27 protein-coding genes and 1 pseudogene are annotated in these 25,161 nt (G+C 27.4%); 3 read left to right on the forward strand and 25 right to left on the reverse strand.

All coding sequences use genetic code 11. The annotated features are described in order from the left end of the window. Positions 1–440: 440 nt before the first annotated feature. The 9 genes from H8R92_RS08820 to H8R92_RS08860 form a co-directional block, all read right to left on the reverse strand. Positions 441–2,990 (reverse strand): ABC transporter permease, encoded by a 2,550-nt coding sequence (locus tag H8R92_RS08820; RefSeq protein ID WP_022212421.1) that lies wholly within the window; start codon positions 2,988–2,990, stop codon positions 441–443. Positions 2,991–2,999: 9 nt separating this feature from the next. Continuing rightward, the gene (locus H8R92_RS08825) at positions 3,000–3,701 is read right to left on the reverse strand and encodes an ABC transporter ATP-binding protein (protein ID WP_022212420.1); all 702 of its coding nucleotides are present in this window, start codon (positions 3,699–3,701) and stop codon (positions 3,000–3,002) included. A 119-nt stretch (positions 3,702–3,820) separates the two neighbouring features. After that, a complete protein-coding gene (locus H8R92_RS08830; protein ID WP_186835246.1) occupies positions 3,821–4,804 on the reverse strand; it encodes a MerR family transcriptional regulator in 984 nt (327 codons plus the stop codon). A 142-nt stretch (positions 4,805–4,946) separates the two neighbouring features. Next, on the reverse strand, positions 4,947–5,864 hold the full coding sequence (locus H8R92_RS08835; RefSeq protein WP_186835286.1) for a tetratricopeptide repeat protein: 918 nt from the start codon (positions 5,862–5,864) through the stop codon (positions 4,947–4,949). 190 nt (positions 5,865–6,054) lie between these two features. Continuing rightward, positions 6,055–7,599, reverse strand: a complete 1,545-nt coding sequence (locus tag H8R92_RS08840) for a sodium-dependent transporter (RefSeq protein ID WP_186835247.1) — start codon at positions 7,597–7,599, stop codon at positions 6,055–6,057. A 190-nt stretch (positions 7,600–7,789) separates the two neighbouring features. After that, positions 7,790–9,199, reverse strand: coding sequence for a vWA domain-containing protein (locus H8R92_RS08845; protein ID WP_186835248.1), 1,410 nt, complete (start codon positions 9,197–9,199; stop codon positions 7,790–7,792). A 3-nt stretch (positions 9,200–9,202) separates the two neighbouring features. Next, positions 9,203–10,333, reverse strand: coding sequence for an ATP-binding protein (locus H8R92_RS08850; RefSeq protein ID WP_186835249.1), 1,131 nt, complete (start codon positions 10,331–10,333; stop codon positions 9,203–9,205). A gap of 11 nt (positions 10,334–10,344) precedes the next feature. Continuing rightward, positions 10,345–11,148: a hypothetical protein gene (locus tag H8R92_RS08855; RefSeq protein WP_186835250.1), complete on the reverse strand. Its 804-nt coding sequence runs from the start codon at positions 11,146–11,148 to the stop codon at positions 10,345–10,347. Between the two features lie 221 nt (positions 11,149–11,369). Further along, positions 11,370–11,978, reverse strand: coding sequence for a 50S ribosomal protein L25 (locus H8R92_RS08860; RefSeq protein WP_186835251.1), 609 nt, complete (start codon positions 11,976–11,978; stop codon positions 11,370–11,372). A 362-nt stretch (positions 11,979–12,340) separates the two neighbouring features. On the opposite strand from H8R92_RS08860, the gene H8R92_RS08865 reads away from it, so the two are divergent. Further along, a complete protein-coding gene (locus tag H8R92_RS08865) occupies positions 12,341–12,484 on the forward strand; it encodes a hypothetical protein (RefSeq protein WP_022212412.1) in 144 nt (47 codons plus the stop codon). Positions 12,485–12,552: 68 nt separating this feature from the next. Here H8R92_RS08865 and H8R92_RS08870 read toward each other — a convergent pair. From H8R92_RS08870 to H8R92_RS08880, 3 genes and pseudogenes are all read right to left on the reverse strand, one after another. Continuing rightward, positions 12,553–12,656 (reverse strand): annotated as a pseudogene (locus H8R92_RS08870) (IS3 family transposase); the annotation flags it as partial. A gap of 99 nt (positions 12,657–12,755) precedes the next feature. Further along, a complete protein-coding gene (locus H8R92_RS13515) occupies positions 12,756–12,992 on the reverse strand; it encodes an HTH domain-containing protein (protein WP_366461443.1) in 237 nt (78 codons plus the stop codon). A 211-nt stretch (positions 12,993–13,203) separates the two neighbouring features. Continuing rightward, entirely contained in the window at positions 13,204–13,407 is a 204-nt protein-coding gene (locus H8R92_RS08880) for a cysteine-rich CWC family protein (protein WP_186835253.1), read from the reverse strand. Between the two features lie 196 nt (positions 13,408–13,603). Between H8R92_RS08880 and H8R92_RS08885 the strand changes: the two genes are divergently transcribed. Then, positions 13,604–13,894, forward strand: coding sequence for a hypothetical protein (locus H8R92_RS08885; RefSeq protein ID WP_186835254.1), 291 nt, complete (start codon positions 13,604–13,606; stop codon positions 13,892–13,894). 131 nt (positions 13,895–14,025) lie between these two features. Here the strand turns inward: H8R92_RS08885 and H8R92_RS08890 are convergent, their stop codons facing one another. The 7 genes from H8R92_RS08890 to H8R92_RS08920 form a co-directional block, all read right to left on the reverse strand. Beyond that, positions 14,026–14,469, reverse strand: a complete 444-nt coding sequence (locus H8R92_RS08890; protein WP_186835255.1) for a zinc ribbon domain-containing protein — start codon at positions 14,467–14,469, stop codon at positions 14,026–14,028. 219 nt (positions 14,470–14,688) lie between these two features. Continuing rightward, complete coding sequence (locus H8R92_RS08895) at positions 14,689–15,711, reverse strand: bifunctional adenosylcobinamide kinase/adenosylcobinamide-phosphate guanylyltransferase (protein WP_186835256.1); 1,023 nt, start codon at positions 15,709–15,711, stop codon at positions 14,689–14,691. Beyond that, on the reverse strand, positions 15,708–16,478 hold the full coding sequence (locus H8R92_RS08900) for an adenosylcobinamide-GDP ribazoletransferase (protein ID WP_022212405.1): 771 nt from the start codon (positions 16,476–16,478) through the stop codon (positions 15,708–15,710). The genes H8R92_RS08895 and H8R92_RS08900 overlap by 4 nt, the downstream gene beginning before the upstream one ends. Positions 16,479–16,517: 39 nt before the next feature. Continuing rightward, positions 16,518–17,039 (reverse strand): bifunctional adenosylcobinamide kinase/adenosylcobinamide-phosphate guanylyltransferase, encoded by a 522-nt coding sequence (locus tag H8R92_RS08905; protein ID WP_186835257.1) that lies wholly within the window; start codon positions 17,037–17,039, stop codon positions 16,518–16,520. A gap of 118 nt (positions 17,040–17,157) precedes the next feature. Further along, on the reverse strand, positions 17,158–18,222 hold the full coding sequence (gene cobT, locus H8R92_RS08910) for a nicotinate-nucleotide--dimethylbenzimidazole phosphoribosyltransferase (protein WP_186835258.1): 1,065 nt from the start codon (positions 18,220–18,222) through the stop codon (positions 17,158–17,160). 73 nt (positions 18,223–18,295) lie between these two features. Next, positions 18,296–18,709 (reverse strand): hypothetical protein, encoded by a 414-nt coding sequence (locus H8R92_RS08915; protein ID WP_022212402.1) that lies wholly within the window; start codon positions 18,707–18,709, stop codon positions 18,296–18,298. 23 nt (positions 18,710–18,732) lie between these two features. Next, entirely contained in the window at positions 18,733–19,065 is a 333-nt protein-coding gene (locus H8R92_RS08920) for a hypothetical protein (protein ID WP_022212401.1), read from the reverse strand. A gap of 158 nt (positions 19,066–19,223) precedes the next feature. On the opposite strand from H8R92_RS08920, the gene H8R92_RS08925 reads away from it, so the two are divergent. Next, positions 19,224–20,096 carry a S66 peptidase family protein gene (locus H8R92_RS08925; RefSeq protein WP_022212400.1) on the forward strand — a complete coding sequence of 291 codons (873 nt, stop codon included), beginning with the start codon at positions 19,224–19,226 and terminating at the stop codon, positions 20,094–20,096. Here the strand turns inward: H8R92_RS08925 and H8R92_RS08930 are convergent. The 6 genes from H8R92_RS08930 to H8R92_RS08955 form a co-directional block, all read right to left on the reverse strand. Continuing rightward, positions 20,093–21,052, reverse strand: a complete 960-nt coding sequence (locus tag H8R92_RS08930) for a M28 family metallopeptidase (RefSeq protein ID WP_022212399.1) — start codon at positions 21,050–21,052, stop codon at positions 20,093–20,095. The genes H8R92_RS08925 and H8R92_RS08930 overlap by 4 nt on opposite strands. Before the next feature lie 78 nt (positions 21,053–21,130). Next, complete coding sequence (locus tag H8R92_RS08935; protein WP_186835259.1) at positions 21,131–21,382, reverse strand: hypothetical protein; 252 nt, start codon at positions 21,380–21,382, stop codon at positions 21,131–21,133. Positions 21,383–21,757: 375 nt separating this feature from the next. Continuing rightward, the gene (mgsA, locus tag H8R92_RS08940; protein ID WP_022212397.1) at positions 21,758–22,129 is read right to left on the reverse strand and encodes a methylglyoxal synthase; all 372 of its coding nucleotides are present in this window, start codon (positions 22,127–22,129) and stop codon (positions 21,758–21,760) included. Positions 22,130–22,170: 41 nt separating this feature from the next. Further along, positions 22,171–22,947, reverse strand: a complete 777-nt coding sequence (locus tag H8R92_RS08945) for a tetratricopeptide repeat protein (protein WP_186835260.1) — start codon at positions 22,945–22,947, stop codon at positions 22,171–22,173. A 52-nt stretch (positions 22,948–22,999) separates the two neighbouring features. Next, positions 23,000–23,872 carry a DMT family transporter gene (locus tag H8R92_RS08950; protein WP_186835261.1) on the reverse strand — a complete coding sequence of 291 codons (873 nt, stop codon included), beginning with the start codon at positions 23,870–23,872 and terminating at the stop codon, positions 23,000–23,002. 308 nt (positions 23,873–24,180) lie between these two features. Next, a complete protein-coding gene (locus tag H8R92_RS08955; RefSeq protein ID WP_186835262.1) occupies positions 24,181–25,161 on the reverse strand; it encodes a YybS family protein in 981 nt (326 codons plus the stop codon).

Consider the following 25,161-nt stretch of genomic DNA (forward strand, 5'->3'; position numbering starts at 1 on the left):
ACCGAAGGTCTTTTTGTCATATTCAATTTTCGAATTTTAATTGATATTTCAAAGTTATTTTTCTATTATTATGCCAAATTAGCCCTATGCTATTTTTTCATACGAAACTTTACACTATCCATTAGTATTTGTTTAAGTATTATTTTTCATTTATCACACCTTACATATTAATTTCAGTTATAACTTAAAATATAGATGAATTTGATATACATAAATCTTTTTACAAACAAAAAGAGACTAGTGTATAGCAAATAAAGCTATACACTAGTCTCATTATTTAAGACAAGCCACATGTAAAAACCAGTATGTTGACTTGCCACGTATTTCTTATACGCCAATTACTCCCTAGTGAGTATAACAACCATTAAATTATATCATAAAATATAAATATTTAAATAATCTACTTATACCACCTAAAGACAAGATATCGCAAGCTACATTTATTCATTAGATTTTAAAGCATCTATCATATTTATTTTCCTTAATTTTCTATGCATCATAAACATTACAATTAATGAAAATACAATTGTTAATATAACAGAGTAAATAAAGCTCATTATATATATATTAGGTGAAAGCATCATATTATCTGCTTCTGCTGTTGTAATTACAAATCCATGAAGTATTTTCCCCATGAATACACCTATTATTATACCTAAAGCTGTTAAGATGAAGTTTTCCCTTAAAATATACATAGTTACTTCATAATCATAAAATCCTAAAACTTTAATTGTTGATAATTCTCTAATCCTTTCAGATACATTAATATTATTTAAGTTATAAAGAACAACTAGCGCTAGTCCTCCAGCTGAAATTATTAATATTATCACTACTACATTTAAAGTGTCCATTGATTCATTAGTTGTTTTTGCTAAATAAGAAGTCATTGTAACATTTATGACTTTATTAGATTCCATAAGTTGACTAGCAATATCATCTTCATTGTAATTATCTTGACTTAATTTTATAAATTGCGAATTATAAATAACATCATTATTAAATACATTTTTATAATATTCTTTTGACATATAAATTGCATGAGTTAAATAGTTTTCTGATATGCCTTTAACTTTAATTTTGTATGAATTATTATCTGCATTATTAAAACTTATTTCATCACCAATTTTTACTTCTAATAACTTGGCAAGTTTTTCATTTATTATAGCTCCATCAGTAGTTAACTGATATTTTTCTTTAGTTATTCTATTATTTAATAAAACAAAATTATCAATTTTAGTATTTGATTCTGGAACATATAAAGTAACATTTTGTTTATTTATATTCTCTTTTGAAATACTTACTATTTCTTGATGAATTTTTAAACTATCTTCATATCCTTCTATATTATTTAATTTATTAATATATTCATCTTCATTCTCATTATCTATGTTTTCATTAAATATTACCGTAGCTTGATACTTCCAAAGCTTGTTAAACTGTTTATTTGTTAAATCTCCTATTGAATCCTTAAGACCAAAGCCAGTAATAATCATAGCAGTACATGAAGCTATACCAAATACAGTCATTATCATACGTTGCTTATATCTAAATAGATTTCTAAATGTAACCTTTTCATTAAAATTTAATCTTCTCCAGATAAGTGTAATTCTTTCTAATAGTATTCTTTTTCCTATTTTAGGTGCTTTAGGTCTCATTAATATTGAAGGAGTACTATTTAAATCTACATTTAAAACTATTAATGCAGCTCCAACCGTACATAATATTGATATTATCATTGCTTGAAATATATATGATGAATAATACACTATTGTTAATTCAGGCAAATCATATTGAGTACTATATGCCTTATATATTATTCTTGGAAATAAATTAAACCCTATTATTACACCAAGAATTCCACCTAAAATACTTGCTAATGAAGCATATAGTATATATTTTATAGATATTTCACTATTACTATAACCTAATGCCTTCATTGTTCCTATCTCAATTCTATTTTCTTCTACCATTCTAGTCATTGTAGTAAGACAAATTAAAACTGCCACTATAAAAAATACTATAGGAAACACTGTTGCTATTGAATTAATTCTCTTAACTACATCATAAAATTCAGAGTATCCTGGGTTATCATTTCTATCAAAGAAATAATATTTTACATCATCAATCTTTGGTAATTGACTTTCTATCATAGATATATAGAAGTCACTTCCTATTGCATCCACATAGTTTTTTCTTATTTCCTCTATAGCCTTTATTTTTATTTCTTCAAGCCTTTCATCTGGTCTACTTGAAAATAATTCTTCAATATATTTCATATTTTCTTTCATTTTTTCAGCATATTCATCACTATATGTTTCTAAATCCTTAGTATTTTTAAAGGTAATATATATTTCTGAATAAACTTCCATAGAAAAATCGTTCTTATTTAATATAGCAAAATAATCTACAATCCCCTTACCTACAGTTGTTGTACCTTTTGCTAGCTTTTCTATATATAATGGACTTCTAACAATACCTACAATCTTAAATGAATTATTATTTAATTGATTTTCTATATTATCATCACACTGAATTGTATATGTATCACCAATTTTAAAATCACCATACTTTAAAGCTTGCTCATCTAGTGCTATCTCTCCTATATTTTTTGGTAGCCTACCTTCTAATATCTCTAAAGAGTTTATGTTGACAGATTTATCTTGGTCATATTCCATAAATTTAACAACACTATTTATATTAGTTAAATTGGCATCTATAGTATGTGATGCATAGTAATCTAATATTTTATCATTATTATCTAGTAACTTTAAATCTTCCTGACTTAACCCTACACTTGAAACTATCTTAGCATCCATCAAATTATATTCATTATAAAAATTTTCAATTGCTGCTTTCATATTAGGTCCTGAAGCTTTTATACCTGAATAAAAAGCAACACCTAACAAAATAATTACTAATATCGAAATAAATCTAGCTTTTGATGATTTAATTTCTCTTAATATTGACTTACTATATGCTTTTATTTTCATATTCTCCTCCTACCACTCTATTGTTTCAACTGGTGATGGATTTGAATTAACTTCAATGCTTCTTACTTTAGCATCATTTATTCTAATTACTCTATCAGCCATCGGTGCCAATGCCGAATTATGTGTTATAACAATTACGGTTGTCCCAGTATTTCTGCAGGTATCCTGTAATGTTTTTAATATTTGCTTTCCCGTAGTATAATCAAGAGCACCTGTTGGTTCATCACAAAGTAACAACTTTGGATTTTTAGCTATTGCTCTTGCTATAGCCACTCTCTGTTGCTCTCCTCCTGATAACTGAGCTGGAAAATTATTCTTTCTATGTTCAAGCCCCACTAATTTTAATGTTTCATCAATATCTAATGCATTAGTTACTATTTGTGAAGCCAGTTCAACGTTTTCTCTAGCTGTTAAGTTTTGTACTAAATTATAAAATTGAAAAACAAATCCTACATCATTTCTTCGATATTTGGTAAGTTGCTTACTATTATATTTTGAAATATCCACTCCATCTATAATTATTTGACCTTCATCACAGCTATCCATTCCTCCAAGTATGTTTAATACAGTAGACTTACCAGCTCCACTTGGCCCTAAAATAATAACAAACTCACCTTTTTCTATCTCAAAATTGATATTATTATTTGCTACTATTGTGCTTTCTCCCATTCTGTATCTTTTACATTCATTTATCACTTGTATATATGCCATTTTCTCCTCCTAAAATCATACTTATAGTTATTCATAGTATACGTTTTATACTTAATGATACTATTTTAGTATAATTATATTAGATTTAAATAACAACCATCAAATATACGATAATATTATTACTTTTTAAATAAATCTTTAAGCTTATCTGTAAATGTAAATTTTCTTTCTGTAGTATATTCATTATTACCTAACCTCTTGCTTTCTACTTTATCTAAAATAAGCATTTGGTATTGATCAGATTGTCTCATTAGCTTATCGCATTTTTCATTTAAGTCACTATTAATCTTAATTAACCTACGAATCTCTTCATCACGGTCTGCTTTTTTCTCTTTCTCTAGCTTGGCTATTTTTGCAAGCACTTGTATATAATTAGCTTTATAAACTTTCAGTTCTGCTATTTCAGAACTTTTAGTAGAAGCTTCCTTCACAATCCCTTTTATTTCTCCCACTAAATTATTGAAAGCCTCCTTAGCATTATTTCTAGTAGTTGTTAGTTCTACTATATCTGCTTGAGCTTTTAAGATTTCCTCATTTAATTCTAAATTATTATCTTTCAACTCACTAATAAGTTGATTTTTTTCATTAAGTTTCTTTCTTAATATTGCTATTTCTTTTTTTAAACTCTCTATTTCTTTTTCAAAAAATTCCATGGTATTTTTATGTTTTCTTAAGTTATTCTCATTATCACCTATTGATAATGTTAATTGATTAACCTTTTTTGTTAATATAGCATTTTCTTCTGCATAATCATCTATTATTCGCCTAAGCTTATCTATCTCACTGGCACTTCTTCTGCTTTTACTACTTTTATTGTTGCTAGATACTATATCTTTAGGTTCAACAGTTTCTATATTATCTACCACTAGATCTTTTCTAATATTCTTCTTATTTAGCATAATATTATTTCTCAATATTTCTATATCTGAAAGACTATAATAATTTTTATTACCATAACGCTTAACTGATATTATATTTTTTTTCCTGTAATTATCTATAGTAGTAGGACTTATATTAGCAATCTTACACGCATCCTTTTTATCAAAGTATTCTATTCCTATTTTATCTTTAATATTTTCTTTACAAGTATCTGTACCCCCCATTTCATCCTCCTCTTTAAATCACTGAATACTTATAAAGTTATTATTCTATATTTTTCTTCCAAATCCTTCATATTTTTTTAAAAATTCATTTTTCTTATGCCATAAATAGTTTATATTATACTAATTAAACTTATGTGAATCACTAGTTAAAGATTTTTTTATATCTCTCTAAAGTTCTAATTCTGTCTAATTCCCTATCTTTCTTCATGTACTCTACAAAAAAGTCATTGAGCTTAATGGATTTAAAAACATCATTTAATGCTAAATCCAATTCACTTATGGCCGCATAAAAACATGCTCTATTATAATAAAGAAAACCTTCTTTTGGATTTTCTTTTATTCCTTCATTAATTATTTCTATGGCCTTCATATAGTCTTCTTTTTCACGATAAATTACAGCATAATTAAGATAACTATACGGATAATATGGCTCTACTTCAATTGATTTCTTGTAATATTCTATAGCTGCTTCTTCATTACCTAATTTTTTACTAAATACTCCCATATTAAATAGAATTCTAAAATGTTTCGGTGAAAGTTCCAGCGCTTTTTCCATATATTTAAATGCTAGTCTTGTATCCCCTAATTCGTCATAAATACATCCTAAATTGGCATTTGCCCATAAATCCTTTGAATTTAACTTAAGTACCTCTGTATAGTTTTTAATAGCTTCCTCCTTATTACCAAGTTCATCATAAGCATTCGCTAAAAAGAAATAAGCTTTTTCATATTTATTATCATTTTCTATGGCTTTTTTATAACATTCAATAGCTTCTTCATATAATTCATCATCATCATAAATTATACCTAAACCATAATAAGCTATAGCACAAGTATTATCAATGTCCAATGCCATCTTATACATCTTTTCTGCTGAATTAAAATCAGCAATTTTATCATAAAGAAATGCTAAATCTAAAATTAAATCTATATCTTTTTTCCCATCTGGACAAGCATAAGCTTTCTTTAAAAACTTTAACGCCTTAAGATAATTTTTTTCTGCCACAAAGCTTCTCCCAATCGAAATATAATTTTCAAACATATATGTATTATCCAAAATATCCACCTCTTCTTTATACAACTGCAAAAATAAAAGGCTGTAGTTAAAAACAGCCATTATTTTTTCTAAATATATTAATTAAAAAATACAATTCTATCTTTAATTATATCTTAAATTTATTTTTTTAATCCACCACTTTTCTAAAAATAATATGGCAGTTTACCATAATTAGTATACCGCCATATATAATCTAATCCCATTTTTTTATTTCATCATTAAAACTACTTTTCTTTCGATGATTTATTATAACTTTAGCAATAAATCCACTGGCAAAAACTAAAAATGTTACTGACCATCCTCCCATAATATTAGCCCATAATGGATATCCTGATTCCCTTCCATATATGCCTCCTCCAGCAAATAATGAATATAAATTCCAAATGCAGAATCCAGTTAAAGCTATTGGTGCAATAAACTTAATTGAGCCTATAAACCACCATTTAGGCATTTTATATCCTGATGCATTCCTATTTACTTCCTTTAAAACCTTTGCTGGCTTAAATATCCATCCAATTACTATACATTCTAAAGTGCCTATGATAATCATATTATATTGATTAGTCCAGTTATCAACAATATCTAGCCATGCTAATCCTGATCTAGATATAAATATTAAGGAAATTAAAGCTGCCACAATACATATGGTCATTGTAGTTTTTCTTTTATTTAGTTTAAATCTATCTGCCACTCCTGTTGAAACACCTTCTACTATAGAAAATGCTGAGTCTACAGCTAAAGAAGCTAAGCATAAATAAAATATCATACCGAAGATCGCATTAACCCATCCAGTGTTTGTTAAATTTGCGATTGCTTGTGGAAAAATAATAAAGGCAGTTGCTATTCCTGATGCTGACATATCATTTATAGTCATTCCAACACCATACATGGTAGTAAACATGACAATTCCTGATAAGATACTTACACCTAAGTCAGCAAAAGCAATTACTGTAGCATCTTTAGCAATATTAGCTGAATCACTTAAATAAGAACCATATGCAATCATAATAGCCATCATAATAGATAGACTATAAAATACTTGCCCAATTGCATCAATAACTAAATTTGACATTAATCCTTCATCTATTATTTTAGCAAAATCTGGGGTAAATAGTTTTCCTATACCTTCTATACCACCTGGCATGGAAATACCCTTAATAGCCATTATTATTAAAAATAACAAAGGTAATGTAAGACCTGTATATTTTACTACCCTTCCTACACTAGAAGTTCCTCGCCTTATGCATAAATAAATTAAAGTCCAAGCCACTAAAAGCATTATTATCATAACCCACGGTATTTGAGCTCCTGAAATAGTCCATGAAGTTTCTGTTATATTAGCAAATAAAGAACTTGCTGCTTGAGAATCACCTACCATCCCAGTAAATTTAAAGCTAAAAACAGCCATAGCAATTACCCAAGCAAAAACTACTGCATAATAAGTTGAAATTGCAAAAGCATTAGTTGTAGCTGCCCAACCAACAAACTCTGATTTTTTATTTATGGTTCTAAATGCTCCTGGAGCTCCTTCTCTTGTTTTTCTACCAATAGCTATTTCCATAGTTAACAAAGGAATTCCTAGTGCTAGCATAGCAATTGTATATATCAGTAAAAAAGCTCCTCCACCATATTTTGCAGCCAGACCTGGAAATCGCCATGCATTACCAAGCCCCACTGCCGATCCTATTGCTGCCAAAATAAATGTAGTTCTTGAATCCCATTCTTCTCTTACCTTCAAATTATCACCTCATCAAAATAATAAAATACTTGTAATAATTATATTGATTTGGTAAAAATAAAATTACTTTTTTATAAATCATTTGCAAAAAATAGAAGCTATAATATAAATTTAATAAAATATTATATTCTCTATTTTTTAACTCTATCAACTCCTCTAAAATTATTAATTTCTATTAATTAAAATTAAACTAAAAAATAGGTTCCTGATTATTCATTGAGTATCCATCAGTCTTAACATCTTTAAGCTCAAGTTCAGTATCTTTAACTTCTACATTGCTGAGTTTTTTCACTGGTCCGTAAGATTCATCTAATGAAAGTTCATCTCCCCTTCCTGATATTACCCATAAAGTCCTATATCCCCTTGGAACCACTTCTAACTTTCTTTCACCCTTACCATCAGTGAAGTATATAAGAAGATTACACTTAGTGTTATTAGCATATTCAAATACAGGAGTAAACTTAGTAGCTCCTCCTGATGTCAGCCTTTTCTTTATGTCTCTCACTGATTTTGCCTTATAAACCCTTTTAACTTCCTTGTCACATTCAATGATAGTAATTTCATGATTATAGTTCTTTACAATAGACAACACTTCTTTTATAGCTTGTTTAAACTCTTCATTACTTATACTTCCACTTATGTCAATGGCCACAGCAATTTCAGACTTATGGTTTCGTATTTCCCCTCTTAAATCAAGTCTATTAGGTTGCCTTCTATTTCTTCTAGTTATAGTCTTCTTTTTATTACTTTCTACAGTACCCATAAGTTTCTTAAGCATAATATTCCAAGGTATTTCTCCTTGACTATTTTTTAAGTTAGCTATTAATGACTCCACTTGTGAAGGAATTGTTCCCTTTTGTGATGCATTAATAACTTTTTCCGCAAATTCTCTTAAAGTCTTTTCATCAAACTCATCACTTTCCTGCCACATATCATGCATCTTTTCAGGATTATAAGACTCTATCATAGAATTTGTCATTTGACTATCATCTTCTTCTCCTTCATCATTTTCTTCCATAAGATCCAATTCACTTTGTATTTTTTCAGCATAATACTCTAAGGTATTATATGCTTCCATATTAAGATTATATTTAAGATTTACACCCTTTAAAGTAGTTGAATAAGGAGGTAGATTGTCTAGATATTGATTTACTACTATATCCATTGCTAAATTCACAGTTAATGTACTATATTTATTTTTAAGCTCTTTTGCTCTAGATAAATGAAGTGATAGAACATGATGTATTTCATGCTTTATAGTTGTTTCCATTTGTTTCATATTCAATTGAAGAAACAATATAGGATTAAAATAAATAACATATTTAGCACCTTTAAAACTTACTCCACTGGCACTGGTTATATCAAATCTTATTTCTCTTCCCATTTGAAATAAAAAATATCCATAAAAATTATCCTTGTCTTCCATAAGACTTAAGATAACTTTATCAACTAATTTAAAAAAATCTTCCTTAAACTCTTTTGTTATTTCAGGTTGAAATTTTTCACCATTTCTCTTGGCTTTATACATCTCAGCACTATCTATAAGTTTATTTACTTGTTGATAAAGTTTATTTACTCGCCTTTCAAAATAACTTTCCATATTTTATCCCCTTATCATACTATAAGACTCAAAATAACTTTCAATAAACTTTTCATTATTAAGTGCTTCTTCATATATAACTGGATAATTACTTTTAATATCCTTCATTATGCCTACCATTAAATCAGTTGGATAAACTTTTAAAAATTCAATTAATCTCTCTAAATAAAAATCATTAGACAAGCTTTCAGCAGTTAATTGAGTTTCTAATGCCTTTAAGATATTATTAGCGCATAAATACAATCTAGTATGGCTTTCTTCTTTAACTTTTTCCTTTACCTCTTCACTTAGAAATTCACCTGTAAAAACATCTTCATAAGCTATAAGAGGACTATGTTCTGCTTCCACAAAGCTAATAAATTCTTCTGCAATAACCTTTCCCACATTACCTCTTATTACATTTAAAAATACTGTTCTTGGTATTTCTCCATTACTTTCTTTATAAAGCTTATAGGACTTAGATACTCTTTCATAACTTCTTGGAGTTGCTCTTACATCCTCTTCATTTGACTTATTTAAGTATTCAGGGAATGTAGAAATAAATTCTATTACTTTACTATCTATATTTGATTCTATAGCCCATTTTATCCATGTATTTTTATCACTTTCCATATTAAGCCATACAAATCTATTTTCCTGTGCTGCATCCATATCAACTACTTGATAGTCAAAATCTGCACTATATTTGCTAGATGGATTCATAGCTGCTAGTATGTTTACATTATCATGTAGTTTATAGCCATTTATTTCTCTATTTAATATTAAATTCATTAATTCCTGTTGCACTGTATGTTCACATCTATTGATTTCATCAATGAATAAAAGTACTGAATTCCCTTTTGATATTTCTTCATCAACTTCTCTTAACTTACTATGAACAGCATATACTGTAGTTTTAATTTCATGTAATATCCCATTACTATCAACTTTAGTGTAAGATTCAACAGTAGGAAGTCCACCTATTTCTCCTTCCTTTAATAAGTTTCCATCTATTACAATAAAGCTCCATCCGTTTTTTCTTGATAATTTCTTAGCTAACGCTGTCTTTCCTATACCACTTTCACCTACTACTAAAGGCACATCACCACTGGCTAATACTAATTCCACACTTTTTAATGTATCAATAAAATTCATTTTATGTCCTCCTAAATAATCCTTAGCTTTTCATCAACAGCTATTCTTTTTGCCTTCTTACTGCCATATTCATAGATAAATAATATCTTATCCAAATCTATCTTATCACACTCTCTATCAATGCAACTGCATTTTAAAAAGTCTCTTACATATTTTTCATCAACATCATCTTTTGATAATACCTCTTTCAATACTTCAATAACATCATCTTTTTCAACTCTTCTTACGATATATTTTATTACTAATATATTAGCCCTTAAAAAAGCCTTCATCTTATTAGCATCTAATCCATAAATAAAGTTTATGGCAGCTTCATTATTTTTAACAGCCTCTATTTCTGCCTTAAAACAAGGAGTTTTAATATATCTTAAAGCATCATACTTTGCCTTTACTGCTTCAATTTGAACCGCTTCAGATGGTTCCTCTATATATTTTATAGAATCATAATCTTTTCGTACAGCCATTATTTGCAACTCTTCAGCTACTTCCTTTACATACTGTATTGCCCATCCCCTCTGCTCTATAGCTAGCTTTATAACATCATAACTTGGTTTTTTTATATAATTTAAATTGCTCCATCCAGCAAGAACAGCATATTTCATCATTTCTTCTGATGGATTCTCTACAAACTCTATGGCTCTTGGATTTGATTTTATTGCTATCTCTTCCATTTCCTTTGTAGTATTTTCTATGTATCTTAATAAAAGCCCATCTCTTTTAAGAGCTATAATTTTCATTTCCTCAGTAGGATTATCTATATTTTTTATAGCAATTGGATTTAATTTCAGCATTCCTAATATCTTTGCTTCGTCCATTTTAATTGCTCCTTCCTTTTATTAAGTTTTTACTTAATAATAATTATCTACTAATATTATAAATAGTTTTTTCCTTAATTAAAAGTATAATTTTTTTAATGCATATGAATAAGTAGAAATTAATACTAAATGATAATTTTTATTTTTAAGTAAAAAAGCATGGAATTTAAAAATCTCCATGCTTTTCATCATATATATCTTTATATAACGGTTTTCTACCTTTATAAATCTTCTTTTTTTCCTATTAATTCAGGTTCTTTTGTCTCTTGATTTTCAGTATCATCAGTATCTACAGCGCTATTATCACCAATTGTTGCTACTATTGCATCCTCAACGGCATCTAATCTCATTCCTTCTGGAATAACTAAATCTTTAACAAGTATTTTATCACCAAAATTTAATTTTCCTACATGACATTTAATATTTTCTGGAAGCTTACTAGCTTCACCATATAATTCAACTTCTGAAATTAAAACTTCTAATAATAATTGACGCCCTTCTAGAGCAGATTGTCCATCAAATACCACTGGTATCTTCATCTTAATCTTTTCATTTTTCTTAATATCTTGAAAATCAATGTGTATCACCTTTCCAAAAGGATCTGTTTGTAATTCCTTAACTACACAATTTTCAATATGTCCATTTAAATTTAGAGAAAGAATTGAACTTTTAGCCAATGTTAAAAGTTTGTACATGTCTTTTCTAGTAATCTTAATTGACACTGTATTGTCTAAATGTGATCCATAAAGTACTGCTGGTACTTCTCCATGCATTCTTACTTTTTTACCTTTTTCATTTCTTTCACTTACATTAAATACTACACTTTCCACAATAACCCCTTCTTTCAATTATTGACTACATTTTTATTATAGTGATTATAAAAACTTATTTACTTGTAATTATTTCCATTTATTTAGCTATTAAACTTATTTTGTATAAATTTTCATAAATTCACTTAATAATTTTATTATAATACTTTATAGAAATTATTCCCAGAATAATTTTTACTTTTTTTCCAATAAAGTTTATTCTACCTTTCTTTTTTAAAATTATTATTAAAATACTCTATAATCCTCAAATCTTCTTTTTAATTTACATATTAGATATTTGATAATTACTATTAAAAACTATATAATATTGCTAAATGAAATATATCATACAATTTTGTAAATACATATAAAGGAGATTTAATATGGCTAATAATGAAAATTTAACAAAGAAAACTATTGAGGTTCAAGCACCTAAAAAAATTAAATATCAATGTCTTCACACAACTGAAGAAAAAGAATGTACTTGTATCAGAAGCAAAGGCTTAGTATTAAAGAAAGAATCATAAAATCAAAAAGTATGGCTTAGATAATTGGTAAAGTGGTACCTATGTCAAGGACATTTTAAAAAAGAGAGTTAGGAATTTAAAAGCTGATTTCTGTATTGTACAGAGTTAGCTTTTTTAAATTCCATTTGCAACGATCATTGTTATAATAATCAATATAGTCATCTATAATTAATTGAAGTTCTTGCATCTTTAGCAAATTTTAAATTAGGATTTTCAATTAACTTACTAATATTCTTCTCTTGTTTAGGTTTTGAGTGTCTATATTTCAAAATTAATTCACGATATACTTTGAAACTTTTCTGGTTATTTTTTTTCTTATTATTTTCATCAATAAATATTCCTTTTCTCTAACAACTTTTAGCCCAGATACATTATAGTATTCTAAACATTCATTTAATTTACAAATATCATAATAAATACTTCTTTTAGATACTTCTAGTTTCTGGGATATTTGATTAAGAGAACTATAATATGTAGCTTTTAAAAGCATGTCCAATATTTTTTGCACCTACTATTAATGTAGACAATGATAACTCCTCCTAAATTCTACCTAATATAAATATAGTATATGAAAATATCCCATTTTTTCAAGTAAAACTAAATATGTATATTTTAAAATCAACATATTTAACTTTGTAAAATAAAAAATCAACTATTTTTCATATAGTTGATTTTTTATATAACTACTAAAATATATTAATCTCAAAAAACTTTATTATCTACTTCTTATTTTTCTCTTTATATTTAATTACACATTCTTTACAAATACAAGCCTTACCTCTTAAGTTTTCAGGTATCATTTCTCTTAATTCTTTGGGAACTTCTATTTTCTCACACCAGCAACCATTATGTGTTAAACCATTTTCATATCCACAATTATTATGTTTGCCACAAAGTGGACATATGCTTTTATTAATTTTCATTTTACTTTCTCCTTTATGTTTATTAATTAGCATCTGTGATTTCATATACTTTTTCATTTCATATCAAATCACTTTTATCTTCTTTACACTTTCACTAAACTAAAGTTCTTTTATTTATTTCATAAATAAAATTTTAAACAAACCCTTCTTTTTTCAATAGTATATAATATAAATCTAATGATAGGAGATGAAATACATGTCATTTAATGACTATAATAATGAAATTTCTTGCTGTAACCATTTTTATAATTATGGCAATGATTTTACAGCCTTTAGTAACTCCTGCTTTAACTCACTAGTAATATTATTCTTATTTTTTGGTGGTGGACGAGGTCCAGGTAGCTTTTGGAGCCCTTATAACCAAATATATGGATGTAGTGGCTTTAATTCTGATTGGTGTAATAATACTGGCTTTACGAAGCTTGGAGCCAATACTCCTACTTCACTTAATTCCCTTGGACTTTCTAATGGTAACTACCAACCATAAAATATTCCTAAATCCATCTTCCTAAACTATTTTTTCATATAAAAATAACGCTCAGTAATATTCTAGTTACTAAGCGTTATTATATAAAATTATACTATATTGATTATAAATAGTCAAAGATTAATACTATTTTATTTATCTTCCTCCATGCTATTTTCTGTATCTTCTGCTTTTTCTTGAATACTCTCTACCTCTTCAACTACTTCAGCTTTCACTTCTTCCACAAGTTTTGCTCCACATTTTGAACAATATGCTACAGTATTATCTTGTTCTGTTCCACAGTTACTACAAATTTTTATTCCCTTTATAAGTTGAAGCTCTTTCTTCATTGCTTCCAATACTTGAAGTGACTCTGTTATACATGAACAAATATCCTGTATCTCCGCCACTTGATTTCTAGCATATAGTGTAAAATATTTCTTTCCTAATTCAGTATATAATCCATCAATCTTCTTTTCTTCATCTTTTATCTTATTAGTTAGCTTGCTTATCTCAGCTATTTCCTTAGTTCTTTTAACAGTTTCTTGCCCTACATTAGATATCTTTTTACCAAAATTACTAAAAAACTCTGTCATAAAATTTCTCCTATTTTAATCAATCTATTCATTGTAATTTTATTATTTTTTTATGCTTTTATTACTATATTTAATTAAAGATACTATTTAAAGAATCTTAAATCAGACATAGAGATATTCATTTTTATAAAAAATAAAATAAGCATTCCAATAACTACTTTCTTTACTACCTAATATCAATATGAAACCATTTCTAAAATCTATATGAATCTTTTTTTATTATTTTATTTCTCTTATAACATGTGCTTTCTTATTATTAATCCAGCTATTTTTATCAATTTCAATAAAATAGCCTTGTCCATTTTTAACTTGCCAATTATAAAAGTCCTCATGTGGACTAGAATACTTGTCTAAAATAGCCATTATTGTACCGCCATGAACAATCAAGGCAACACATTCTTCACCTAACGATTGATTTATTATTTCTTCAAAGCACTTCTGACATCTTGTGATAAACTCTTCACGCCTTTCACCATTTGGTATATTGAAAGTTCCACCACTAGCCAACCATCTTTGATAATTAAGGTCATCTTTTAACTGATCATAATTCTTATTTTCAAAATCGCCAAAGTTTGTTTCCTTTAAATCATCTTTTATTATGATTTCTGCTTTAGGATATATCATCTTAGCCGATTCCACACATCTCTTCATTGGACTTGAGTATACTTTATAAGCTCTTGGATAAATTTCTTTTGATATAGCATCAAATAATGAATATATACCATTTAGAGAAAGACTTTCATCTGTAACACCTATATATTTTTTATTTTTATTACCTTCAGTTATACCATGACGAATTAATGCAACACTTAAAGTTGAACTGAAATTTGTCTTTTCATTTCTCTCATCATGTGTATTTTCTTTTTTTATAATTACAGGTACACCAGCCATTACTCTGATAACAATGGCTGCTTTCTTAGCAATATTTGTACATGCCCTTCCTGTTTCTTCTCTCCAAATTCTTTCTTCTTTATCTAAAGGGACAATTCCACAACCAATTTCATCACTAATTATGATAATATCATTATTTTTTTCCAATAGTGCTTCAACAAAAGAAAGTATATTAATATTATCCTTTAAAAGCCTTCTACATAATAAATGGAAATTGTATAATACCCTTTTATTTATATTATTGTAATCACATTCTTCACCATTACAAACATCCTCTTTAGTCAGATTATTCTTATCCAATACATATTTAAGCTTTCCTTGTGCTGTTCCGCCTATTACAAACTCTATCATGGTGTTCCTCCAAAAATAACTACAGCTATTAATAGTATAAATTCTAATATTTGTAAGAAATATCCAGCTAAGTCACCAGTTATTCCTTCAAATTCATTATACGACATTTTCTTATACTTAACAAAACATAAAATTGTCAAAATTATTGTACCAATGGCCAATAATCTATTTATAAATAGCATTATAACAAAAATAATCCCAATGTAAACAAACATACATTTCTTTACCACTTGTCTTTCAGCTGCATTGGAAAACATATATGCAAGACCACTATTTTTCGAACATTTAAATGTAACAATTGCAAATGCACTAAAAGCTCTTGATAGCATAAATACTAGAGCAATAAAAATTATATTATCTATTGTTATATTAACTTCTGTCCAAAAAGAAAATACTGCAATGAAATATACAACACAATATATTAAAGCAAAGGCTCCAATATGAGGATCCTTTAAAATTTCCAACTTTTTTTCTCTACTTTGATGTGAACTTCTAGCATCTACTGTATCACAAAATCCATCAATATGTATTCCACCAGTAATAATTACTGGTATAATAGTAGCAATACCAGCAAATAAAATACTACCTATTGCTAAAAATTTAGCTAAGTACATCCATGCAGCCATTATTATTCCTATTACAAGTCCCACCAATGGGAAAAAGCACATGGCATATTTCATATTTTCCTTTTTCCAATCAATATTAGGCATAGGAATTTTAGAGTACATAGAAAATGTAATTATCATTGATTCTAAAATATTTTTCATCTTTAATCACCTACAATTTCTAAACTTCTATAAGAAGAATTATTTTATTCTTACTTCTATTCCATAAACTATCTCTATAACTTCATCGGCCATAATTGATAACTCTTTATTTATTATAGCTAAATTTTTAATATAATCTTCTGTATCTGCATCATATTTATTCCCATCAGAAAAAATTTCATTACTTACAATAACCAAATTTTCACATTTATCTTTTAATATTCTAATTCCTCTTATAATTTCTGCTACAGCATTTTCTCTACATCTATTTTTATTATACATTTCATTAGCTAATAAATTAGAAATACATTCTAACAGAATTGTACTATCCTTAGTAATATCCTTACTTTTTATGGAGTCTAAACCATAAGGGCATTCTATTGTATGAAATCCCTTTTCTATTCTCATTTCTCTATGTCTTGCTATCTTTTTATGACATTCATCATCATAGGGCATCATTGTAGCAATATATATTAATGAACCTTTTTTTCGAGACATACTTATATTTTCAGCATATTCTGATTTTCCACTGGCTGCCCCACCAGTAACTAATGCAAGCATAAAACTACCTCCTTTAAAAGAATTTAACTATACAGTATTTTTATTTACAAGCTAATTAAATCAGAAACCCCTAATAAAGAAGTTTCTGATTCTTTGCTAAAAACTATATAATTATAAATTAACTTAATGGTTTGTATTTATCAATATTTATTTCTTCAAAGGTGCTCATATTTTTATACACTGTCATGGCCATATCTAATAATGGCATTACCGCTACAGCACCTGTACCTTCTCCTAAACACATATTGCAATCTATAAATGGATTTAAATTCAATTCTTCCATAATTGCAATTGCAGCAGGTTCTTTTGATAAATGAGATGGTATGATATATCCTTTAACTTTTGGACAAATCTTCACAGCCACTAAAGCTGCCACTGCAGAAATAAATCCATCAATGACTATAGGAATATTTAATGCTGCTCCACCAATAAATACACCCACAAGTCCTGCAATATCAAGGCCTCCAACTTTACTTAAAACATCAATCGGATCTTCCTTTTCTGGATTATTAATTTCGATGGCTTTCTTTATTGAATTTATCTTCTTATCTAAACCACTTGATGATAACCCTGCTCCTCTTCCTGTTACCTCTTCCACATTTCTATCTAAAAGAACAGCTGCAATTGCGCTGCTAGTAGTTGTATTACCAATACCCATTTCACCGGTAGCAATTATTCCATATCCTTTATCCTTTAAATCTTTAACTATTTTAATACCGCATTCAACAGCTTCTATAGCCGTATATTTTGTCATTGCAGGCTCTTTAGTCATATTCTTAGTACCATACATCAACTTTTTTTCTATTAGACCATCAATATACATATCTCTTGCTATGCCTATATCAACAGGTATTACATCTACATTTACACACTTTGCCATATTATTAACAGATGTCTCGCCCTTAACCATATTTGCAGCTACAATTGCTGTAACTTCCTGTCCTGTCTGTGTTACTCCTTCTTCAACTACCCCATTATCAGCACACATCACTACAACAGCTCGCTTTTTAAGATTTACATTGGGGTTCCTTGTTATTCCAGCTATCTTAATAACTACTTCTTCTAATAGACCTAAACCATTAAGCGGCTTTGCTATGTTATTCCAACGTTTTTCTGACACTTTCATAGCATCTATATCTAGTTCTTTAATTACTGATAACATATCTTTTAAATAAACTGACATCCTACCTCACCTTTTTATAATCATTACATTTATCTATGAAATTACTTGCAAAGGCAATATTGAAATAATAATGCTACTCAACTTGAGTTAATAATCTTTTCATTACATCCTTAACTTTAGGCATTCCTAACTCTTCTTGCGCTATGACAATAACTGCCTTTATATCATTATCCGATGAATCCATTTTATATGCTGCAAACTTCATTATTACATCATCATCAAGGAATTCTTCTATTTCTACTGCAATTTCTTCTGTAAGAGCCATATACTCTTCAAATAAAATGTCTTCATCTAATTCACTTAAATTAAATTCTTCACTTAACTCTTCATTTAACAAATCAATGTTCATACTTAAATTGAAAGCAACTATATCTTCTCTCTTAGAGCCTTTACTCATATCTTTTATTACTTTAAATTCAGTATTATCCTCAATTAATTTTTTCATATCCATGCTGTCTACAACTCTATTTCCAAATGCTATATACATTAAACTATCTCCTATATTTTTTATTATTTCATTGTTATATTGTTTGTCTTTGGGAATAATCCTTCAAAGAATTTATCAAATCCATCATCACATAATTCAATATTCTCATTATCATTTACATAGAAATTATTCATAGTTCCTACTATTAAATCAAATTTCTTTAAATTGCTTTCTTCTAATAATACATTATATAAATATGCTAAATGATTTTGCATATAAACTTGCATTTCTTTTACTTCTTCATCAGTAAGCTTTCCTTCTTCTTGTAATTTCTTTACTGGTCCATTTTTAAATATAAAATATGTACTTGCTTTAGTAATATTTTTTATATATTCTTGTAAAATTTTTCCTTCCATTATTACAACACCTCATACACTTAATTTTTCACTCATACAGTATATCATATTTACATAACTAATATCAAAATATGGTGATTTTTAATAATATTATCTATAAATTTAGCAAATCTATGCTTATAATATAATAAATAAGTATAAATAAAGGAGATGTTTATTTGAATTCATTATTAAAAACTAATGACTATATTGGACTTGTAGCTAATTCTAATGGTATTGATATAGCAAATAAAGATAAAATCGATACTTTAATAGCATGTCTTAAAGAGCTTGGATTAAATCCCCTTCTTTCATCTATATTTTATAAAAAGCAAGGACCATTTAATGGTACTGGGCAGGAAAGAGCTGATGTACTCAATACATATTTTAATGACCCTAACATCAAGGCTATCTTTGACCTTTCTGGTGGAGATCTTTCTAATGAAACACTAGATTACATCGATTTTCAAACTATATCAGATAATCCTAAGCCTTTTTTTGGCTATAGTGATTTATCAACACTATTAAATGCCATAAATACTAAATCTCATATAGCTACTTATCATTATCAATTAAGACACCTTATAGGTAGAAACTCTCTTGAACAAAAAGAATACTTTTTAAATAGCTTTATGAAGTCTAATATGCCTAAATTTAAATATGAATTTATTCGCGGTTCACAAATGGAAGGTATTGTTATTGGAGGTAATATACGTTGTTTCCTTAAGCTTATGGGCACCAAATATCAACCTGACTTTAATAATAAAATCTTATTCCTTGAAAGTTTAAGTGGAGATTGTGCAAAGATGGCAACATTTCTTAGACAATATAAGCAAATAGGTGCCTTTGATAATCTTAATGGAATCATACTTGGAACCTTCACTGAAATGGAAAAAGAAAAATATAAACCTACCATTGAAGAAATGATTATTTCTTTAGTAGATTCCTCTATTCCTATAGCTAAATCTTTGGAACTAGGCCATGGTGAAGATTGTAAATGTATTATAATTGGCAATCATTATTCATTAAAAAAACAAAAACTGGAAGTTTAATTTCCAGTTTTTATTTCATTCATATCATAAAAATTTTCAGATATAAACTTAAATAGTACTTCACTTAATTTTTCCAAATCACTATAATCTATGTTATCAAGATTATCATTATTAGTATGAACAATATCTATTATATTATCATCACCAAGTACAAGTGATGGGTATCCATACATTCTAAATATTTGATGATCACTGGTTCCTCTGAGAACACCATTTTTAGTTGCATAAATATTATCATTATATGCAACTCCTTCTTCATTAAACAGTTCTCTCATAGCACTATATAATTTCTCAGATTTTACATCATTATTTCCCATTGCTAATTCCATACAATTTTTTGCACCAACACAATCAATATTTATATTATAGCATTTGTTATATTTCTTATTATATTTTTTCATAAATTCATTACTTCCATTTAAACCTGTTTCTTCAGCATTATAGGCAACAATTACAATATCATCTTTAAAAACTTTTTTCTTGGCTTCTACATTTAGTTTTCTAGCAGTTTCTAAAATTACGCTTATACCTGACGCATTATCAATAGCTCCCATTAATTTCTGTCCATTATCACCTACAATATGATCAAAATGTGCTGTTAAAAATACAGCATTTTCTCCTTCAGTTCCTTTTATAACACCTACCACATTATTAATAGCGAAATTCTCCTTACCTCGATATCTCAATCCTGTTTCATTATAAAAGCTTTTTCCATCAAATATATCCAATTCTATTTCTGTAAAATAATCTTTTATATACTCAGCAGCCTTTATATTTTCATCTGTTGCTACTACTCTACCTCTATATTCATCTGAGCATAATGTTTCCATTATCTTTTGAACATTTTCTGTACTTTCAACTTCATACTGTTCTTTATTAATTAATGCCTCAGCACCAATATTACTTAATATAAATATTAGCACTGATAGTAAAACTTTAATTACTATTTTTTTCATTTATCAACTTTCCCTTTACAATAAATATAAAATTTTAAATGACATAAAACTTTTAATTCTATGTCATTTAACCTTCAACTACCTTCTTAATAAATATACTCCTAGAGCACCTAATGCCATTCCAACTCCTAAATACATTAAGGGTTTGGAATCAAATTGCATCATATTTCTAATATTAAATCCTTCATCTTCCTGCTCATCATTTTCATAATCATAATTATCATCACAGCAAAATATACACTCTTTCTTATCATGAATTTTCGGTCTTTTCACTCTTCTCATAATTGCATTTAATTCTTTTTCGAGATTTATTCCTGTACTTAAATTCATTAATTATCACCTCAAAGTTATTATAAACATTTTATTTAAGTATTACTCTCCATATCTTATTCTATTTAATATATTTTTTTATTTTTCTTAAATTTAATTGTTACACTAATTTTTTTTATTGCTTATTCTCATTTACGAGTATTTTATTTAAGACTTTATATGGTATAAATTTTTAAATCATATCTGCTTTTTCATATTAAGTCTAATGCAATATATGATTATAAGAATGAGTAACAACTAGTATATATTTACCTCTTCATAAAAATCTAACAGTTACTTTTTATTATTACTTATACTTATTTACGAGTATTTTACTTAAGTTTATATAAAAAATATTAATACCCTCTTCATAATAGAAGAGGGTATTAATATTTTTTATAATTTTATGTTAATTGCATCTAATAAAAGCTGAGCTGATTCCACATTAGTTGCTAGTGGTACCTTATATACATCACATAACCTTAAAAGTGCCATAATGTCAGGTTCATGTGGCTGTGATGTTAGAGGATCTCTTAAAAAAATTATCATGTCTACATTGTGATCTGCCACTAAAGCACCTATTTGTTGATCTCCTCCTAAAGGTCCACTCTTATATCTATAAATTTGTAAATTTGTATTTTCCATTACTCTAAGACCAGTTGTTCCTGTAGAAACCAATTCAACTTTCTTTAAAATACTTTCATTCTTTTTTGCAAATTGAATCATTTCTTCTTTTTTCTTATCATGTGCTATTAAAGCTATTCTCATTTTCTCATCCTCCATATTCCCTATTTACCTATATACTATCATTATTTGCTATTTAATTCATCTATTATTTTTTTTACATCTTTATATCTAGGATCATATTGATAAACTATATTGAAATATTCATAAGCATCTTCCTTATGTCCCATAATCTTAAAACATCTTGCTAAATTATAATAAACATCAACACTGCCTTCATCTAAATCTATCGCTCTTTCATAATTTTCTAAAGCTTTTTCATAATTCTTATTAGCCATATGATATTCTGCTATACCAATATATACACTACCTATATTTGCATCTAATTTTAGAGCATCTTCAAAATCTGTCATTGCCTCACTAGATTTATGTAAATATTTAAGCTTAATCCAACCTACATTTGCCTTTATATGTGCTGCATCTGAACTACTTAATGTATTTGAACTAAGCACTTTTTCTGCTCTTGCTATCCCTTCTTCATATCTTCCAAGTTTAATATCTATATCTGTAAGATATGCTACTACAAAAAAACTATTAGGATTACTATCTAATATTTCTATAAAGACTTTCTTACTTTCTTCATATCTTTCTAAATAAAATAAAGCTTCACCTTTTAAGCTTTTAGCATAATTAACATTAATAATATTCTTTTCTAGAGCCTCATTTATTTCTTCTACTGCTCCCTCATAATCCTCTAATGCCATTAAAGCATCAGCTACATAAACATGTATTTCTGGATTTTTACTATTTTCTAATTCTTCCATGGCATAAGCAAGAGCTGTTGCTGCATCTTCCTCTAATCTTTCTGCGTATCCCCATAAAAATTCTTCTCTTATTTTCATTTATAAATTCCTCCTAATTAATCGAAGTGATTAAACTTCATAACTATTTCTCCTATGCTCTTTTTTTATCTAATTTTCTATTATATAAATACATATATAATGACGCTCCAAAAATTACTACGTATCCTATTATACTCATATAATCTGGTAATACTCCAAAGATTACAAAGCTAATTATAGCTGAGAAAATTATATTGGAATAATCAAAAATTGAAATTTCTTTTGATGGTGCATATTTATATGCTAAAGTAATTCCAAATTGCCCTACAGTAGCAAATATTCCAGCAAATATCAAGTACATAAACTGCATAATTCCCATAGGTTTATATACAGCTATCATAAATGGTGCTATTACTATTAAAGAAAAGGTTGAAAAATAGAATACAATAGTATAATGCTTTTCCTTTCCTCCCAAAAATCTTAAACATGTGTAGGCTGCCGCTGCACATATTGCTCCTAATACTCCCACCATCGCTGGAACTACTGCCATATTAAATTCTGGCCTAATGATAAATAAAGCTCCTATAAAGGCAATTATTATGGAAATCAACTGTCTTGAATTTATTTTTTCCTTTAAGAATAATGCTGAAAAAATAATAACAAGAAATGGGCTTAACTTATTAAGCATATTTGCATCTGATAAGACAAGATTATCAATAGCATAAAAATTAAATATTATACCTAAAGTTCCAAAAGCTGATCTTGTTATTAATATCTTCTGGTTCTCTCTTTTACCAAAGAAACTCTGCTTATGTTTGATAATAAAAAACATTGCTACAAAACAAGAAACCAGATTTCTAAAAAATGTTTTCTGAAATGATGGTAAATCACCTGCTAATTTTACAAAGGCAGACATCATAGCAAATCCAAAGGCAGAAATTATAATTAAAATTATTCCTTTGCTTCTATTTCCTATCTTATCCATATTGTATATTCTCCTTATAAATTTTTTAATATAATTTAGAATAACATAATTAATTTATAAATTCTACTTAAAAGCTATCTATATGCCCTTATCACATTTCTTATCACTATAATATTTCCTTAATCCTTCAAAAGTTGCTTTTTTTCCTGAAATTATACACTTTTCAACATACTCTTTCAATACATAAATACTCATTTAAATCACCTCTGAATTTATTTATATTCATATATATGTATCTATAATTATGTAAATGACAAAAAAAAGAAATCAGCAAAAATTAATTTTTACTGATTTCTTTATTTAAGATATTAAACCGATTCTAAAATTTTAATCTGCCTCTGTCTCAAACCTATTTTCTTATTAATTATCCATGAGAAAGCAACAAGTAATAAAAACGTAATTCTAAAGTTTGTTAATAAGGAGAATACTGAGAATATTAATGATAATTTATATAATGCCTTTGACTTATTTCTTATTATTATATACTTCATAACAAATGAAAGTGAATCTTTTATAATGAAGTAAAAGAATATTACTTCTACTGACATAATAACTACTCTTAAATAATCCATTGTTATTTCTATATTATAAGCTTTAATAAATTCTACTATGGCTACATATACTATAGAAAATCTATACGCTTCTTTACTACAACATAAAAATGCACCATATTTATTAAATTGCTTTATTATGTTAAATTTTCTTTTAGTATTTTTATCTAATATCCTTAGTTTATTTCCTAAAAACATAGCTCCTAAATAGACCGCAATCACTGTTCCTACTGGTATGGTTGCAATACTTAAATAAATAACCAATGATGAATAATACTCTGGTAATATTATATTAGGATTATATGTACTTACTGCCATTATTACAGTTTGTAGAATTTCTTCTGAATCTTTAATGAGACTGTACCCTGTAAGTGTTGAAAAATATATATCCACAAATATTATTATAAAAGTGGCAAGTACTGATGACAATAATAAATCATCAAAAATACTGCTATCCTTACTAATAAATAATGTACATATAAATCCAATTATCATACCTTGTGCCATCCAAACTGCTGCTATAACATTACCTAATACAAAAAAAACAATTGTCAATGAAGTAATGCTCATAAATAATGCTTGCTTTCTGTCAAGCTTAAAAAATACAATACAAATATATATAGGTACTATTACGTCTAGAAATAAGGTATATGCAATACCCGTACTAATGGCTATTACACTTAACAAAATAAATATAGCTGAGAAAACAGCTGAATAAGTAATATTTTTTGTATTCAT

This window comes from Clostridium lentum (assembly GCF_014287815.1).
GTDB classification, from domain to species: Bacteria; Bacillota; Clostridia; order Clostridiales; family Clostridiaceae; genus Clostridium; species Clostridium lentum.

Excerpts from the sequence above, each read along its gene's own strand:
- H8R92_RS08820 (WP_022212421.1), bottom strand. The coding sequence starts at position 2,990 with ATGAAAATAAAAGCATATAGTAAGTCAATATTAAGAGAAATTAAATCA.
- H8R92_RS08825 (WP_022212420.1), bottom strand. The coding sequence starts at position 3,701 with ATGGCATATATACAAGTGATAAATGAATGTAAAAGATACAGAATGGGA.
- H8R92_RS08830 (WP_186835246.1), bottom strand. The coding sequence starts at position 4,804 with ATGGGGGGTACAGATACTTGTAAAGAAAATATTAAAGATAAAATAGGA.
- H8R92_RS08845 (WP_186835248.1), bottom strand. The coding sequence starts at position 9,199 with ATGGAAAGTTATTTTGAAAGGCGAGTAAATAAACTTTATCAACAAGTA.
- H8R92_RS08850 (WP_186835249.1), bottom strand. The coding sequence starts at position 10,333 with ATGAATTTTATTGATACATTAAAAAGTGTGGAATTAGTATTAGCCAGT.
- H8R92_RS08855 (WP_186835250.1), bottom strand. The coding sequence starts at position 11,148 with ATGGACGAAGCAAAGATATTAGGAATGCTGAAATTAAATCCAATTGCT.
- H8R92_RS08865 (WP_022212412.1), top strand. The coding sequence starts at position 12,341 with ATGGCTAATAATGAAAATTTAACAAAGAAAACTATTGAGGTTCAAGCA.
- H8R92_RS08880 (WP_186835253.1), bottom strand. The coding sequence starts at position 13,407 with ATGAAAATTAATAAAAGCATATGTCCACTTTGTGGCAAACATAATAAT.
- H8R92_RS08885 (WP_186835254.1), top strand. The coding sequence starts at position 13,604 with ATGTCATTTAATGACTATAATAATGAAATTTCTTGCTGTAACCATTTT.
- H8R92_RS08890 (WP_186835255.1), bottom strand. The coding sequence starts at position 14,469 with ATGACAGAGTTTTTTAGTAATTTTGGTAAAAAGATATCTAATGTAGGG.
- H8R92_RS08895 (WP_186835256.1), bottom strand. The coding sequence starts at position 15,711 with ATGATAGAGTTTGTAATAGGCGGAACAGCACAAGGAAAGCTTAAATAT.
- H8R92_RS08900 (WP_022212405.1), bottom strand. The coding sequence starts at position 16,478 with ATGAAAAATATTTTAGAATCAATGATAATTACATTTTCTATGTACTCT.
- H8R92_RS08905 (WP_186835257.1), bottom strand. The coding sequence starts at position 17,039 with ATGCTTGCATTAGTTACTGGTGGGGCAGCCAGTGGAAAATCAGAATAT.
- cobT (WP_186835258.1), bottom strand. The coding sequence starts at position 18,222 with ATGTCAGTTTATTTAAAAGATATGTTATCAGTAATTAAAGAACTAGAT.
- H8R92_RS08915 (WP_022212402.1), bottom strand. The coding sequence starts at position 18,709 with ATGTATATAGCATTTGGAAATAGAGTTGTAGACAGCATGGATATGAAA.
- H8R92_RS08920 (WP_022212401.1), bottom strand. The coding sequence starts at position 19,065 with ATGGAAGGAAAAATTTTACAAGAATATATAAAAAATATTACTAAAGCA.
- H8R92_RS08930 (WP_022212399.1), bottom strand. The coding sequence starts at position 21,052 with ATGAAAAAAATAGTAATTAAAGTTTTACTATCAGTGCTAATATTTATA.
- H8R92_RS08935 (WP_186835259.1), bottom strand. The coding sequence starts at position 21,382 with ATGAATTTAAGTACAGGAATAAATCTCGAAAAAGAATTAAATGCAATT.
- mgsA (WP_022212397.1), bottom strand. The coding sequence starts at position 22,129 with ATGAGAATAGCTTTAATAGCACATGATAAGAAAAAAGAAGAAATGATT.
- H8R92_RS08945 (WP_186835260.1), bottom strand. The coding sequence starts at position 22,947 with ATGAAAATAAGAGAAGAATTTTTATGGGGATACGCAGAAAGATTAGAG.
- H8R92_RS08950 (WP_186835261.1), bottom strand. The coding sequence starts at position 23,872 with ATGGATAAGATAGGAAATAGAAGCAAAGGAATAATTTTAATTATAATT.
- H8R92_RS08955 (WP_186835262.1), bottom strand. The coding sequence starts at position 25,161 with ATGAATACAAAAAATATTACTTATTCAGCTGTTTTCTCAGCTATATTT.